This is a genomic window from Sphaerimonospora mesophila (assembly GCF_001417795.1).
Taxonomy (GTDB): Bacteria; Actinomycetota; Actinomycetes; order Streptosporangiales; family Streptosporangiaceae; genus Sphaerimonospora; species Sphaerimonospora mesophila.
In genome coordinates, this window is the sequence record NZ_BCBX01000033.1 from 40,942 (window position 1) to 54,539 (window position 13,598).

Below are 13,598 nucleotides of genomic sequence, written 5' to 3' on the forward strand. Positions count from 1 at the left end.
GACCAAAGCGCTGTGCACCAGAGCGGAGTGAATCACGGCGCTGTGAACCACACGGCGTGGATCAACGGGACGGGACTTCGGTGATGCCGAGCGAGCCGTCCTTGCGCACGATCGAGCCCGACCAGAGCGGGTAGGCGGCCCTGTAGACGCTGTAGGTCTCGCCGTCGAAGTACGGCGAGGTGATCGTGTCGGTGCGGCCGTTGCCGTCGGTGTCGCCGCCCAGGCTGGTGACGCCGTTGAGGTAGCCGAGCCGGCGGGCGCTGTTGTACTTCAGAATCCAGGGGCCGCCGGAGGAGCCGCCGGTCATCGAGCACTTGAGGCCGACATGCTCCTCGACCTTGACCGAGGCCTCCTGGACCGGGAAGAACGGCTTGCCGTAGCACCACTTGAGCTTCTCACCGGTCCAGACGTGGTTGCCGTCGCGGTGCGCGAGCATGGGGTAGCCGAAGACGAAGACCGATCCGCCGACCTTCTGGTTGTAGGCGAGGCCCTGACCGCCGACGTTCTTGCCCAGCGGGCCGAGGTCGACGAACACGTCCTTCTTCGCGTCGTACCGCACGCCGTTGTAGACGGTGACGAAGGCGTAGTCGCGGTCGACGTCCTCGTAGACGTCGAAGTCGTGGTGGGTGAACGCCTGCTTGCCGATGTAGGCGCCCCAGGGGGCCTTGCCGTCGTAGTAGCCCGGGATGAACACCCAGTCGGCCACGGAGTGGCCGTCGAGGTCGTAGACGCAGTGTCCGGCCGTGGCGACCAGGTTGCGGTACTGCGACTGGACGGAGGTGGCGGTGCAGGAGTAGAGGCCGTTGTCGATGGCGAAGAAGACCCGGCCGACGGTCTTGGGCAGGTTGACGTTCTTCGACTTGCCCGACGTCGGCTTCTCGTAGCCGATCGCCGGCACGACGCCCGGCTTGCCGTCCGCCGCCGGGCCGCCGCCCGTGGAGACGTGCTTCGGTGCGGCCCGGTGTTCCAGGCCGTACGGCTTGGCGGCCTTCAGGTTGGCGCCGCTGTCGGTCAGCCAGAACTTGACGGCCTTGGACGCCTCGGAAGCCGAGGCGAGTTTCATGCCGGTGGCCTTCTTGGGCGCGGCCTGGACCGGGCCGGTGACGGTGACGGCCGCGGCGACCAGACCGGCGGCCGCGACGACGGGGAGTAGCACACGCTGCTTCATGAGGGGGGCAGCTCCTGAGATGGACATGTTCGCTGGACATGAGCTCGTTTGTCCCATGTATCAGTAAAGGATCTCAGAAACCGGCATCACATAAGTTGTCGGCAGGGAAGATGACGGATTTTTGGTGGTTTTAGCCTCTATATTCTTTTTGCGTCAGGTCCGGAATTGGCGGGCGGCCTGGTAGACCGTGTGGAGCTCACCGTCGAAATAGGGGGAGACGGCGGTGGCCGTACGGCCAGAGCCCGTGAAGCCGATGGTGAGGCCGTTGAGGTAACCGAGACCGCGGGGGCCGCGGTAGCCGGCCAGCCAGGGGGAGCCGGCGGCGTCGGCACGGGCGGGCCGCAGACCGATCAGCCCGGTCGCCTTGATGGCGGGATCGGCCGCGCCGAACGGCCTGCCGTACGAGGAGGCGAGAGAATCGCCGCCGCGGGTGGAATGGCCGATGACGACGAGGGTCCTGCCGATCTTCAGGTTGTAGGCGAGGCCCTGGCCGCCGACTCGGTCGCCGAGGCGCCCGGTGTCCGTCAGGTCCGGCCGGTTCTCCTGCCGGGTCGCGGGCCGGTTCGTGGCCTGGTTCGCGGGTTGGTTCGCGGGTTGGTTCGCGGGCTGGTCGGGGGCTCCGGCGCGTCGCGGCGCGAGGCCGGTGTGGACGCTGACGAAGGCGTAGTCGCGGTCGGCGTCCCCATAGGTGACGAAGTCGCGGTGGGTGAAGGCCTGCCTGCCGACGTAGACGCCCCACGGTGCGCCGCCCCGTCGATATCCCGGGATGAAGACCCAGTTGCGCAGGGTGGTGGCGGCCGTGCCGGGACGGACGTCGTAGACGCAGTGTCCCGCCGTCGCGACCAGGTTGCCGTGATCGGAGCGTACGGACGTCGCCGAGCACCAGTGCGGGCGGCCGTCGGCCCCGATGAAGAACGCCTTGCCCACGGTCCTGGGCAGGTTGACGTTCTTCGATCCGCCGTTCGTGAGCCTGCCGTTCCCGGTCCCGTTCCCGGTCCCGTTCCCGCCGCTCGGCGCCGGGTCGGCGGCGGCCCGCTTCGCCGCCGTCCCGGCGATCGCGGTCACCAGGCCCGGTTCGCCGTCGGGGCCGGGGCCGTCGTCGAAGGCGCGCTGCGCGGTGATTCCGGTCTCCGGGGTGTACGGCGTCGCGGACAGCAGTGCCCGGCCGCCCTGCTCCAGCCAGAACGACGCCGTCGAGACGGCCGCAGACGAGGTGGCGAGGATGTCGCTCACGGCGATGTCGTAGCCGCCCATCCGGGGGATCACGCCGGAGACCGCCTGGGCCCGAGCGGGGGCCGGCATGCCCGCGACGAGCATGAATGCCAACGCCACCACACCCCGGGCAGAAAGGGGCATGCCCTTCACCGAAACTCCTCGCGCTGAAATACCGCCGCCGCATTCATCAGACGCATCGGAACATACAGCGCGCGGGCTTCGTAGCGGAAACGGCCGGGTGGACGGTAGGGGGAAATGAGGGGAGACGCCGGGGAAGACCCGGGAAAGGCACAGGGCCCGGCGGGAGGAGCCGGGCCCTGTGCTGGCCGGGTGATTCGGCGGCAGCCGGGTGATCAGGCGATCGAGCCCGACCACACGGCGGCGGCGGCCTTGTAGACGCCGTAGGTCTCGCCGTCGAAGTACGGCGAGAGGCTGGTGTCGATCCGCTTGTTGCCGTCGCGGTCGGAGATGCCGATGGTCACGCCGTTGAGGTAGCCGACGCGCTTGGCGCTCTTGTACTGGAGCAGCCAGGCCGAGCCCGACGAGCCCTCACCGGTGAACGAGGACTTGACGCCCATGAGCTCCTCGGCCTTGATGGCCGGGGCCTGCGCGGCGAAGGTCTTGCCGTACGACCACTTGGCGGTCAGTCCGGTGAACGCGCGCGTGCCGTCCGGGTGCGCGCCGCTCGGGTAGCCGAACACGAAGACGTTGGCGCCGAGCTTCTGGTTGTAGGCGATGCCCTGGCCGCCCACGTTGTCGCCCAGGCGACCCGCGTCGGCGAACTTCAGGACGTAGTAGTGATCCTTCTGGTCCTTGCTGTGCTTGGCCGGCACGGTGTAGTAGCCGACGTACTCCTTGTAGAAGCCCGCCTTGACGTAGGCGTCGTAGGTGGCCTTGTCGACCTCCTTGTAGGCGGCGTACTGCTGGAGCTCGTCCCACTTGCCGGCCTTGACCATCTCGCTGATGTCCTTGATGCCGCCGATCGGCATCTTCAGGCCGTTGTAGACGGTGACGAACGCGTAGTCGCGGTCGCCGTCCTCGTAGACGTCGTAGTCGTAGTGGGTGAAGGCCTGCTTGCCCACGTAGATGCCGAACGGCGTCTTGCCCTTGTAGTAGCCCGGGACGAACACCCAGTAGTTCAGGTTGCTCTTGGCGTTCTTGGTGTCGTACGCGCAGTGGCCGGCCGTGGCGACCAGGTTGCGGTAGGTCGACTGGACCGAGGTGGCCGAGCACCAGTGGGCGTTGATGGCCTTGGGGTAGAGGCGGCCCTGCTTGCCCCGCACCCACTGGATCTTGTCGGCGAAGAAGACCTTGCCGACGGTGCGCGGCAGGTTGACGTTCTTCGACGTGCCGGTGCTGCTCTTCTTCTCGTCGCCGATCGCCGGCACGATGCCCGGCTTGTCGTCCCCGGCAGGGGAGCTCACGGAGGTGTGCTTGGACTTGAGCGGAGTCTCGATGTTGTACGGCTTGGCCGACTCCAGGTTGGCGGCGCCTTCGGCCAGCCAGAGCGCCGCGATGTTCTGCGCGGCTATACCGGTGGCGGCGAGAGGGGCGTCCGCCACGGTGTCACCGGCGGCCTGCGCGGGAGCGGCGAGGCCGGCGGCCAGGAGGCCGGCGGTGGCGACGACGCCACCGAAGGCGAGGGAGCGCTTCACGGGGTTCTTCTCCATTGCTCTGTCGCGGGACGGCTATGCGCCCCATACGTCAGTAAAGGGATGGTAAGGACCATACTTGGGTGATCTTGGGCAGGGAAAGCGCTCCCACCCTATTTTGATCTTGGTGAACTGTGAGATGTTTCCGTGATGTTGACTGGGTCAGTCAGATTCCCACTCGCTTGATCCACGTATCCGCAGATCGGGTCACCGTCGCGTCGATGGGCCCGCCTCGGGCGGACCGTCGCCGTCATCTCAAATGGTGAGATAGATGTGGCCTGAATCACATTGACGAACCGGCACCGATTACGCTTCCCGGACGTCTAACCTGCCCGCGAACGCATCGAGGCCCCGGCGTCGCCGCCGGGGCCTCGATGGCACTCATGCGCAGGTGTGCTCCACCCGTCACCGTGGGGTTCGCCCGCGGTGGGCGGGGGAACGCGGGGCCCGGGAAGCGTGAGCCGGGTCCCGCCGATGGGCCCCGCCGTCAACGATGCGACAGCGGGGCCCGGTATGCCTGGACCAGGACGTCAGGCGATCTTGCCGGACCAGTTGGAGACGGCGGCCTTGTAGACGCTGTAGGTCTCGCCGTCGAAGTACGGGGAGACGCTGGTGTCGTAGCGCCTGTTGCCGTCGGTGTCGGAGACGCCGATGGTCACGCCGTTCAGGTAGCCGATGCGGCGGGCGCTCTTGTACTGGAGCAGCCAGGAGGAGCCGATGGCGCCCTGACCGGTGAAGGAGGACTTGGTGCCGATGAGCTCCTCGCCCTTGATGGCCGGGGCCTGGACCGCGAAGGTCTTGCCGTACGTCCACTTGAGGGTCTTGCCGTTGTAGGCGTGGTTGCCGTCCGGGTGCGACCCGCTCGGGTAGCCGAACACGAAGACGTTCGTGCCGACCTTCTGGTTGTAGGCGAGGCCCTGACCGCCGACGTTGTCGCCGAGACGGCCGACGTCCTTGATCTTCATCCGGCGCTTCTTGTGGTCCCAGCCGTCGGGAAGCACGCCGTTGTAGACGGTGACGAACGCGTAGTTGCGGTCGCCGTCCTCGTAGACGTCGAAGTCGTAGTGGGTGTAGGCGGTCTTACCGACGTAGATGCCCCACGGGGTCTTGCCCTGGTAGTAACCCGGCACGAAGACCCACTTGTCGAGCGTGGCCTTGTTGCTCACGGTGTCGTACACGCAGTGGCCGGCCGTGGCGACCAGGTTGCGGTACTGCGACTGCACCGAGGTGGCCGAGCACCAGTGCGGCTTGCCGTCGGCGCCGCGGAAGAACACCTTGCCGGTGGTCCGGGGCAGGTTGACGTTCTTCGACGTGCCGCCCGACTTCTTCTCGTCGCCGATCGCCGGGACGATCCCCGCCTTGCTGTCGGCAGAGGGGCCGCCGGTGGAGATGTGCTTCGCCCGCTTGACGTCGGTCTCGACGTTGTACGGCGTGGCGTTCACGAAGTTGGAGTACTTCTCGCCCCACCAGTAGTTGATGACCTGCCAGGCCGCGAAGTTCGTATTGGCCAGGTTCGTGGACTTCACATCGCCGGCCGCCTGGGCCGGGGCGACGAGGCCTGCGGCCAGAAGGCCGGCGGCGGCGACGCCGCCACCGAAGACGAGGGTGCGCTTCATACGTAATTCTCCATGCTCTGGCGTGGAACGGTCATCTCCGCTCCAAGCGTCAGTAAAGGAAACGTCAAAGAACACTACCCGGAGCATGGCGGCCGGGAAGCGGTTCACGGCGAGACGTTCGCACCGGACCGCGTCGAGATCGTTCCGTTACCTACGGCGGATCGCGAGGCCCGGGATCGAGGTCGGCGAACGTGCAGATCAACGCTCGGGTGACGGGCCGGACGCGAAGGGTGTCGCGGAAAGATCCTGCTCGCACCCTTCCGCCGATGTGAGGCGAATCACGTTATCCGGGCGGCACGTTTCGCCGGGTCTGGTCCGTCTAAAACGGGACTGTCGTACGGGGGATCCGGCCGCCGCTCGGGGGAGACACGACGGGGCCCGGCTGGAAGCCGGGCCCCGTGTGCTCGTCGCCTCAGGAGTCGGAGACTCAGACGATCTTGCCGGACCAGAGGGCGGCCGCGGCCTTGTAGACGCCGTAGGTCTCGCCGTCGAAGTACGGGGAGACGCTGGTGTCGATGCGCTTGTTGCCGTCGGTGTCGGAGACGCCGATGGTCACGCCGTTCAGGTAACCGATGCGGCGGTTGCTCACGTAGTTGAGCAGCCAGGCCGAACCCGAGGAACCCTCACCGGTGAAGGACGACTTGACCCCCACGAGCTCCTCGGCCTTGATGGCCGGGGCCTGCGCGGCGAAGGTCTTGCCGTACGACCACTTGAGGGTCTTGCCGGAGTAGGCGTAGTTGCCGTCCGGGTGCGACCCGCTCGGGTAGCCGAACACGAAGACCGCCTTGCCGACCTTCTGGTTGTAGGCCAGGCCCTGCCCGCCCACGTTGTCACCCAGGCGGCCGACGTCCTTCAGTGCGAGCGCGAAGTAGCGCTCCGCCTTGTACGTCCAGATCTCCGTGGTGATGGCCTTGAAGCCGTAGTTCACCCAGAAGGTCCGCTTGTGGTACTTGACGATGTAGAAGGGGAGGGAGTATGGGACAGCGTCCTTGTACTGCTCCTTAGTGAGGCTGCCGTCGTCGGTGACGCCCGTGTCCTCCTTAGGCGTGAAGAAGTCCCGCAATTGAATATCGGCGCAGCTGAGGGGATCGCGTCTGCGCTCTTTCTTCGATTGGTAAGGGAATTCGACCGGGACCGAAATGGGATGGTGTGAGGTGAATCACACCACCTGTCGCCGGGAAGTCCCGCGTTTCGGAAAAAGCCGCAGGGCCCGGCTGGAAGCCGGGCCCTGGGATGAAACAGGTGAAGCTGTGCCGGTGAAGCCGGGGGATGTCAGGGTTTGGACCCCTGACAGCCGATCACCGTGCCTTCGCGGGGGCGAAGACTAGGCGATCGAGCCGGACCACAGGCTCTTGGCCGCGTTGTAGACACCGATGGTCTCGCCGTCGAAGTACGGGGAGACGCTGGTGTCGATCCGCTTGTTGCCGTCGCGGTCCGCCACGCCGATGGTCACACCGTTCAGGTAGCCGATCCGGCGGGTGCTCTTGTAGTTGAGCAGCCAGGCCGAACCGAGCGAGCCCTCGCCGGTGAAGGACGACTTGATGCCCTGCAGCTCCTCGCCCTTGACGGCCGGGGCCTGCGCGGCGAAGGTCTTGCCGTACGACCACTTGAGGGTCTTGCCGGAGTAGGCGTAGTTGCCGTCCGGGTGCGAGCCGCTCGGGTAGCCGAACATGAAGACGTTCTTGCCCAGCTTCTGGTTGTAGGCGATGCCCTGCCCGCCGACGTTGTCGCCCAGGCGACCCGCGTCGGTGAACTTCAGCGCGTAGTACTTCTTGCCGTGCTTGGTGGGCACCTCGGCCGCGGGGAGGACGCCCTCCTTGACGTACGCGTCGTAGGTGGCCTTGTCGACCTCCCGCATACCGACGTACTTGTCCACCTCGGTGAGGTCACCGGTGCGCGCGGCGTGCTTCAGGATGCGCCAGGCCTCGGCGAAGCCGTTCGGCGGCATCTTGATGCCGTTGTAGACGGTGACGAAGGCGTAGTTGCGGTCGGCGTCCTCGTACACGTCGTAGTCGTAGTGCGTGAACGCCTGCTTGCCCACGTAGACGCCCCACGGGGTCTTGCCCTCGTAGTAGCCCGGGACGAAGACCCAGTAGTTCATCGTGGACTTGTTGCTCGCGGTGTCGTAGACACAGCTACCCGCGGTCGCGACCAGGTTGCGGTACTGCGACTGCACCGAGGTGGCCGAGCACCAGTGCGGGTTCACGGCCCGGGGGAACCTGTAGGTGTAGTCGCCGACCCGGCGCTCTTCCCACTTGATCGCGTCAGCGAAGAACACCTTGCCCATGGTCTTGGGCAGGTTGACGTTCTTCGACTTCGACGCGACCTTCTTCTCGTCGCCGATCGCCGGAACCACACCGGGCTTGCTGTCAGCGGACGGGCCACCGCCGGAGACGTGCTTGGCGGCGACCTGGGTCTCGACGTTGTACGGCGTGGCCTGGATCAGGTTGGCCGCGCCCTCGGCGAGCCAGAATGCGGCGATGTTCTTGGCCTGGATGCCGGTGGCGGCCAGCGGAGTGCTGGCGACGTCGCCGGCGGCCTGGGCCGGAGCGGCCAGGCCTGCGGCCAGGAGGCCGGCGGTGGCGACAACGCCACCGAAGGCGAGAGTGCGCTTCATGGAAACTCCTTGGTCTGTCGTGGAACGCCCCTTGCGTCCCATACGTCAGTAAAGGGATGACACGCACCATACAGCGGAGATCAGCTCCTGGTAGGCCCGCTTTCGGCACTCGTTGGTCGCTCCAGTGGCCGATATCGTCCCGTTATCTGGATGACAGGCCGAAAGTGTCCCAGTAATGGATTCGCGTCCGGGATCTCCGCAGCTGAATGGACGTGGAAGAGCCCTCTTGCCGTGCGGTGTCGGCGAAATCCACCAAGATCGAAGTCGCGTGCTGTGGCGCAAATCACACAGGTGGGATGGCACCGGAGGATGCGTCGTCTCGTCTAAGCCCGGCTGCGGGGCTGAGAGCCGCCGATGGCGTCGGTCCGCCGGGATCGGGGGGAAACGGCCGGAGAACGCCGGAAGGGCCCGGCTGGAGAGCCGGGCCCTTCGGTTGGAGCTGGGTTCCGTCAGGGTTCGGACCCCCGACGGGTGATCGCTCGATCTCCGCGGTGGGAGGATCAGACGATCTTGCCGGACCAGTTGGCGGCGGCGGCCTTGTAGACGCCGTAGGTCTCGCCGTCGAAGTACGGGGAGACGCTGGTGTCGATGCGCTTGTTGCCGTCGGTGTCGGAGACGCCGATGGTCACGCCGTTGAGGTAGCCGATCCGCTTGGCGCTCTTGTACTGGAGCAGCCAGGCCGAACCCGACGAGCCCTCGCCGGTGAAGGAGGACTTGATGCCCTGCAGCTCCTCGGCCTTGATGGCCGGGGCCTGCGCGGCGAAGGTCTTGCCGTAGCTCCACTTGAGGGTCTTGCCGGAGTAGGCGTGGTTGCCGTCCGGGTGCGAGCCGCTCGGGTAGCCGAACACGAAGACGTTCTTGCCCAGCTTCTGGTTGTAGGCCAGGCCCTGGCCGCCCACGTTGTCACCGAGGCGACCCGCGTCGGTCAGGAACTGGTAGAGGTCGGTGCCCTTCCACTTGAAGTGGATGAAGGGGTGGGGCTTGCCCGGGCCGGCCTCAGCCACGATCTTCTTCTCGGCGTCGGTGAGGTCGGACGCCCGCTTGACGGCACCACGGTTCACGCCGTTGTAGACGGTGACGAACGCATAGTCGCGGTCGCCGTCCTCGTACACGTCGAAGTCGTAGTGCGTGTACGCGGTCTTACCGACGTAGATGCCCCACGGGGTCTTGCCCTGGTAGTAACCCGGGACGAAGATCCAGCTGTCCAACGTGGCCTTGTTGGTCACGGTGTCGTACACACAGTGTCCGGCCGTGGCGACCACGTTGCGGTAGGTGGACTGCACGGAGGTCGCCGTGCACCAGTGCGGCTGCCCGTCGGAACCGCGGAAGAACACCTTGCCCGTGCTCTTGGGCAGGTTGACGTTCTTCGACTTCGACGCGGTCTTCTTCTCGTCGCCGATCGCAGGAACCACACCCGGCTTGGTGTCGGCCGCCGGGCCGCCACCCGAGACGTGCTTGGCCGGAATCGTCGTCTCGACGGCGTACGGCTTGGCGTTGATCAGGTTGGCGGCGTTCTCCTTGAACCAGAAGTCGACCACCTGCCAAGCGGCGTACGGGGTGTTGGCCAGGTTCACGTCGGCGACGCTGTCGGCTGCCTGTGCCGGGGCGCCCAGGCCCGCGGCCAGCAGCCCGGTGGCGGCGACGACGCCACCGAAGGTGAGGGTGCGCTTCATGATGCTGTCAAAGACAGTCCTGTCGTACTGCCGCCGCGCCGGAGGGAGCGGGCCGGGGAACGCCGGAAGGGCCCGGCTGAAGCCAGCCGGGCCCTTCGGTGAAGCGGATATCGGTTCGGGGTCTGGACCCCTGTCCCGACTAGTGCAGCGCGGGCGACTCGAACGGAACCGCGATCGAGCCGGACCACAGGTTCTTGGCGGCGTTGTAGACACCGATGGTCTCGCCGTCGAAGTACGGGGAGAAACTGGTGTCGTACCGGTTGTTGCCGTCGGTGTCGGAGACGCCGATGGTCACACCGTTGAGGTAGCCGATCCGCTTGGCGCTCTTGTAGTTGACGAGCCACGCCGAACCGAGCGATCCCTCACCGGTGAAGGAGGACTTGGTTCCCACGAGCTCCTCGCCCTTGATGGCCGGGGCCTGGACCGCGAAGGTCTTGCCGTACGTCCACTTCAGGGTCTTGCCCGAGAAGGCGTGGTTGCCGTCCGGGTGCGCACCGCTCGGGTAGCCGAACACGAAGACCGGCTTGCCCACCTTCTGGTTGTACGCCAGGCCCTGGCCGCCGACGTTGTCGCCGAGACGGCCCGCGTCCTCGAAGGCCCAGACGTAGTACTTGTTGCCGACCCTGCAGCTGTAGCCGGCGGCGTGGAAGCTGTGCGGGAACTTGTCGAAGGTCTCCTTGGAGACTTCCTTCCATGCACCGGGGTTCGAGTCGAAGGGCTTGCCCCACCGGTCCTTGATCACGCCGTCGTGGTGGAACTTGAGGCCGTTGTAGACCGTCACGAACGCGTAGTTGCGGTCGGCGTCCTCGTAGACGTCGTAGTCGTAGTGGGTGAAGGCCTGCTTGCCCACGTAGATGCCCCACGGGGTCTTGCCCTCGTAGTAACCGGGGATGAAGACCCAGTTGTCCATCGTGGTCGCGTTCGACTCGGTGTCGTACACGCAGTGCCCGGCCGTGGCGACCAGGTTGCGGTACTGCGACTGGACCGAGGTGGCGGTGCACCAGTGCGGCTTCTTGTCCGCGCCGGTGAAGAACACCTTGCCCGTGGTCTTCGGCAGGTTGACGTTCTTCGACTTGGCGGCGGTCTTCTTCTCGTCGCCGATCGCCGGAACCACACCGGGCTTGCTGTCGGGAGTCGGCCCGCCCTTGGAGACGTGCTTGGCGACGACCTTCGTCTCGACGTTGTACGGCGTGGCCCCGATCAGGTTGGCCGCGTTGTTGGCCTTCCAGTACGCGGCGATCGCGTAAGCGGCGATGCCGTTGTTGGCCAGCGCGTCGCTGGCGACATCGCCGGCGGCCTGAGCCGGGGTGACCAGACCCGCGGCCAGGAGGCCGGCGGTGGCGACGACGCCACCGAAGGCGATAGTGCGCTTCATGGAAACTCCTTGGTCTGTCGTGGGACGCCTCTTGCGTCCCATGCGTCAGTAAAGGGATGGGCAGACCATACAGCGCGTAATTTGGACCGTGATAGCGGTGAAGACCGCGTTCTTTTCGAGCGGAGTCGCTGAGATGCTCCCGTTATTCGACTGACAGGGAGACAATCTTTCTGTCGGCGAGGCATATCCGAGATTCGAGCAGCCTGGGGATTTCCCGTGCCTTCTCTGACTTATGGGAGTCGTCCCGTTCCGCGCGTACCTGTAAGTAACCTGTGTGACATAACTCACACAGGTTCGGGTGAGCCGCGGAAGATCAGCCCGTGAACTGGCGGGTCGCCTGTGCGTACACCCGCTGGGTGAACGCGTTGAAGTAGGGGGCGGAGATCGCGTCGAGCCGCCCGCCGCCGGTCAGGTTCCAGGTCAGGCTGGTGACGCCCGCGAGATAGCCGGTCCGTTTGACGCTGTCGTAACCGATCACCCAGGGGCCGCCGCTCGCCCCCGAGGTGAAGCCGCAGCCGGGCAGCCGCACCCCGTGGTCGAGCTGCCAGGTCGGCGCGCTCACGAGCTTCTTCTGCGTCGTGCCGCCACAGTTCTTGACGACCTGTCCCGTGTACGGCCGGGTGCCGTCGGGCTGTGCGCCGGCCGGGTAACCGAAGACCCGCACCCGTCGCCCGGCGGACTTTCCGGAGGAGAACTGGAAGGCGCCGACCTTGTCCTCGACCCGGCCCGCGTCGACCAGCCGATATTTCGCCTTGCCCGCCTGGGTGTAGGGCTGCCAGGTGAAGCCGCGGTGGACCGTGACGAAGGCGTAGTCGCGGTCGAAGTCGCCCTTGCCCGCGAAGTCCTCGTGCATGTAGAGCGTGTGGCCCACGAAGATCCCGGCGTCGGTCCTGCCGTCGTGATAGGACGGGATGAAGATCCAGTTCTCGACCGGCCTGTCCTGTGACAGCGCGTACGCACAGTGCCCGGCGGTCGCCACCACGTTGCGATACCTGGAGTGCACCACCGAGGCCGAGCACCAGTACTCCTTGGCTCCGACCTTGAAGAACACCTTGCCGACCATGGGTGGAGAGTCGGCGGCCAGACCGTTCCCGGGTGCCGTCTCGGTCGTCGACGTCACCGTGCGCCGCGTCGTCTCTCCCCGGGCGGGCGGCCGGCTCAGCTCGGCGGCCGAGGTCGTCGCCTTCCGCGTGGCGCCCCGTGCTGACGGCTTGGTGCTCGGCTCGTAGCTGCTCGCCTGCTTCAGCCGTTCCGGGCTCCAGTACGCCGCGACCCGTTGCATGTCGGCCTTGGTCGGCGCCAGGGGATAGGAGCTCACCCCGCCCTGGAGGAAGACGGCGGCGCTCACCGGCAACGGCGGTGCGGTGGCCGGGACCGGCTCTTGCCCGCTCACGAGCACGGCGATCGCACTCACGACGGCGAGGGCGCCGCCGATGCCGAGTGCGAGATGCCTGGCCACTGTGACCTTCCATGGTGGGGATATGGATACTAAGGGGTGATTTTTCCAGATCCATACGGTTGTGGCACAGCTTCGTGTCCACCTCGTTATGAAACGGCTGGAACCAAAGGGATCTGCGATGCGTCAGATTTCGCTATGGCCCGGGGTGGGCGCTTGATCGCGCGCGCCCCCTCCCGGAAGGCTGACCATCAGCCGAAACGGGGGATCCAATGAAGCCACTCCTTGTTCTACTGGCCGGTCCGGCGTTCGCCGCCGGCCTCGTCACGCCGGCGCAGGCTGCCGAGGGGCCGCCGTCGCCACCGCCGTCCGGAGCCGCGTCCTCACCTCACGCCAGGCCTCTGCCCGTCGGCGTCTCCGAGTCACGCACCGTCCTGGCCCCGGGGCCGATGACCCTGATCGGCCGGCCGGGAGCCAACGGGGGACAGGACCTCGGCGGCGTTCGCGCGTTGATCCTGACGGTCACGTCCGGGGACGAGTCCGAGTCCGATCTCCCCGACCGGTACGCCTTCCTGAACTGCCGGCCGGTGGGCGGGTCCCACCCGGCTGCGAAGGAGGCATGCGCGGCGCTGGCCAAGGTCCAGGGCGACCCCGCAGGACTACGGCCGCGCGAGGGGTCGAACTGCCCGATGGTGTTCAGCCCGGTCACGGTAACCGCCAATGGAATCTGGGACGGCAGGTACTTCTGGTACCGCCATACCTTCGGAAACAGGTGCGAAATGCGGTCGATCGAGGGGGGCGTATTCTCCATTTGACCGCGCCGCCCATATGAGGGGCGTAAAAGGGATCACGAGGGGGCTCGGCGGCTCGTCCGCCGGGCCCCTCT

10 protein-coding genes are annotated in these 13,598 nt (G+C 66.6%); 1 reads left to right on the top strand and 9 read right to left on the bottom strand.

Annotated features, from left to right (window positions below):
* Positions 1–61 precede the first annotated feature (61 nt).
* From AP234_RS10310 to AP234_RS10350, 9 genes are all read right to left on the bottom strand, one after another.
* Positions 62–1,168 carry a trypsin-like serine protease gene (locus AP234_RS10310; RefSeq protein WP_055479388.1) on the bottom strand — a complete coding sequence of 369 codons (1,107 nt, stop codon included), beginning with the start codon at positions 1,166–1,168 and terminating at the stop codon, positions 62–64.
* 153 nt (positions 1,169–1,321) lie between these two features.
* The gene (locus AP234_RS10315; RefSeq protein ID WP_063842870.1) at positions 1,322–2,524 is read right to left on the bottom strand and encodes a trypsin-like serine peptidase; all 1,203 of its coding nucleotides are present in this window, start codon (positions 2,522–2,524) and stop codon (positions 1,322–1,324) included.
* A 212-nt stretch (positions 2,525–2,736) separates the two neighbouring features.
* Complete coding sequence (locus tag AP234_RS10320) at positions 2,737–4,038, bottom strand: trypsin-like serine peptidase (protein WP_055479680.1); 1,302 nt, start codon at positions 4,036–4,038, stop codon at positions 2,737–2,739.
* Between the two features lie 527 nt (positions 4,039–4,565).
* The gene (locus AP234_RS10325) at positions 4,566–5,651 is read right to left on the bottom strand and encodes a trypsin-like serine peptidase (protein ID WP_055479390.1); all 1,086 of its coding nucleotides are present in this window, start codon (positions 5,649–5,651) and stop codon (positions 4,566–4,568) included.
* A gap of 427 nt (positions 5,652–6,078) precedes the next feature.
* Positions 6,079–6,714 (bottom strand): hypothetical protein, encoded by a 636-nt coding sequence (locus AP234_RS10330; RefSeq protein WP_200926386.1) that lies wholly within the window; start codon positions 6,712–6,714, stop codon positions 6,079–6,081.
* Positions 6,715–6,975: 261 nt separating this feature from the next.
* The gene (locus tag AP234_RS10335; protein ID WP_055479391.1) at positions 6,976–8,268 is read right to left on the bottom strand and encodes a trypsin-like serine peptidase; all 1,293 of its coding nucleotides are present in this window, start codon (positions 8,266–8,268) and stop codon (positions 6,976–6,978) included.
* Positions 8,269–8,768: 500 nt separating this feature from the next.
* Complete coding sequence (locus AP234_RS10340; RefSeq protein ID WP_055479392.1) at positions 8,769–9,941, bottom strand: trypsin-like serine peptidase; 1,173 nt, start codon at positions 9,939–9,941, stop codon at positions 8,769–8,771.
* A gap of 139 nt (positions 9,942–10,080) precedes the next feature.
* On the bottom strand, positions 10,081–11,316 hold the full coding sequence (locus tag AP234_RS10345; protein WP_055479393.1) for a trypsin-like serine peptidase: 1,236 nt from the start codon (positions 11,314–11,316) through the stop codon (positions 10,081–10,083).
* Between the two features lie 313 nt (positions 11,317–11,629).
* Positions 11,630–12,775, bottom strand: a complete 1,146-nt coding sequence (locus AP234_RS10350; protein WP_055479394.1) for a trypsin-like serine protease — start codon at positions 12,773–12,775, stop codon at positions 11,630–11,632.
* A 209-nt stretch (positions 12,776–12,984) separates the two neighbouring features.
* Here AP234_RS10350 and AP234_RS10355 point away from each other — a divergent pair, with 209 nt between their 5' ends.
* On the top strand, positions 12,985–13,527 hold the full coding sequence (locus AP234_RS10355) for an SSI family serine proteinase inhibitor (protein ID WP_055479395.1): 543 nt from the start codon (positions 12,985–12,987) through the stop codon (positions 13,525–13,527).
* Positions 13,528–13,598: the final 71 nt, after the last annotated feature.

What these genes read in the sequence shown, in the direction of transcription:
- AP234_RS10310 (WP_055479388.1), bottom strand. Translation starts at nt 1,168, where the DNA reads ATGAAGCAGCGTGTGCTACTCCCCGTCGTCGCGGCCGCCGGTCTGGTC.
- AP234_RS10315 (WP_063842870.1), bottom strand. Translation starts at nt 2,524, where the DNA reads ATGCCCCTTTCTGCCCGGGGTGTGGTGGCGTTGGCATTCATGCTCGTC.
- AP234_RS10325 (WP_055479390.1), bottom strand. Translation starts at nt 5,651, where the DNA reads ATGAAGCGCACCCTCGTCTTCGGTGGCGGCGTCGCCGCCGCCGGCCTT.
- AP234_RS10335 (WP_055479391.1), bottom strand. Translation starts at nt 8,268, where the DNA reads ATGAAGCGCACTCTCGCCTTCGGTGGCGTTGTCGCCACCGCCGGCCTC.
- AP234_RS10340 (WP_055479392.1), bottom strand. Translation starts at nt 9,941, where the DNA reads ATGAAGCGCACCCTCACCTTCGGTGGCGTCGTCGCCGCCACCGGGCTG.
- AP234_RS10345 (WP_055479393.1), bottom strand. Translation starts at nt 11,316, where the DNA reads ATGAAGCGCACTATCGCCTTCGGTGGCGTCGTCGCCACCGCCGGCCTC.
- AP234_RS10355 (WP_055479395.1), top strand. Translation starts at nt 12,985, where the DNA reads ATGAAGCCACTCCTTGTTCTACTGGCCGGTCCGGCGTTCGCCGCCGGC.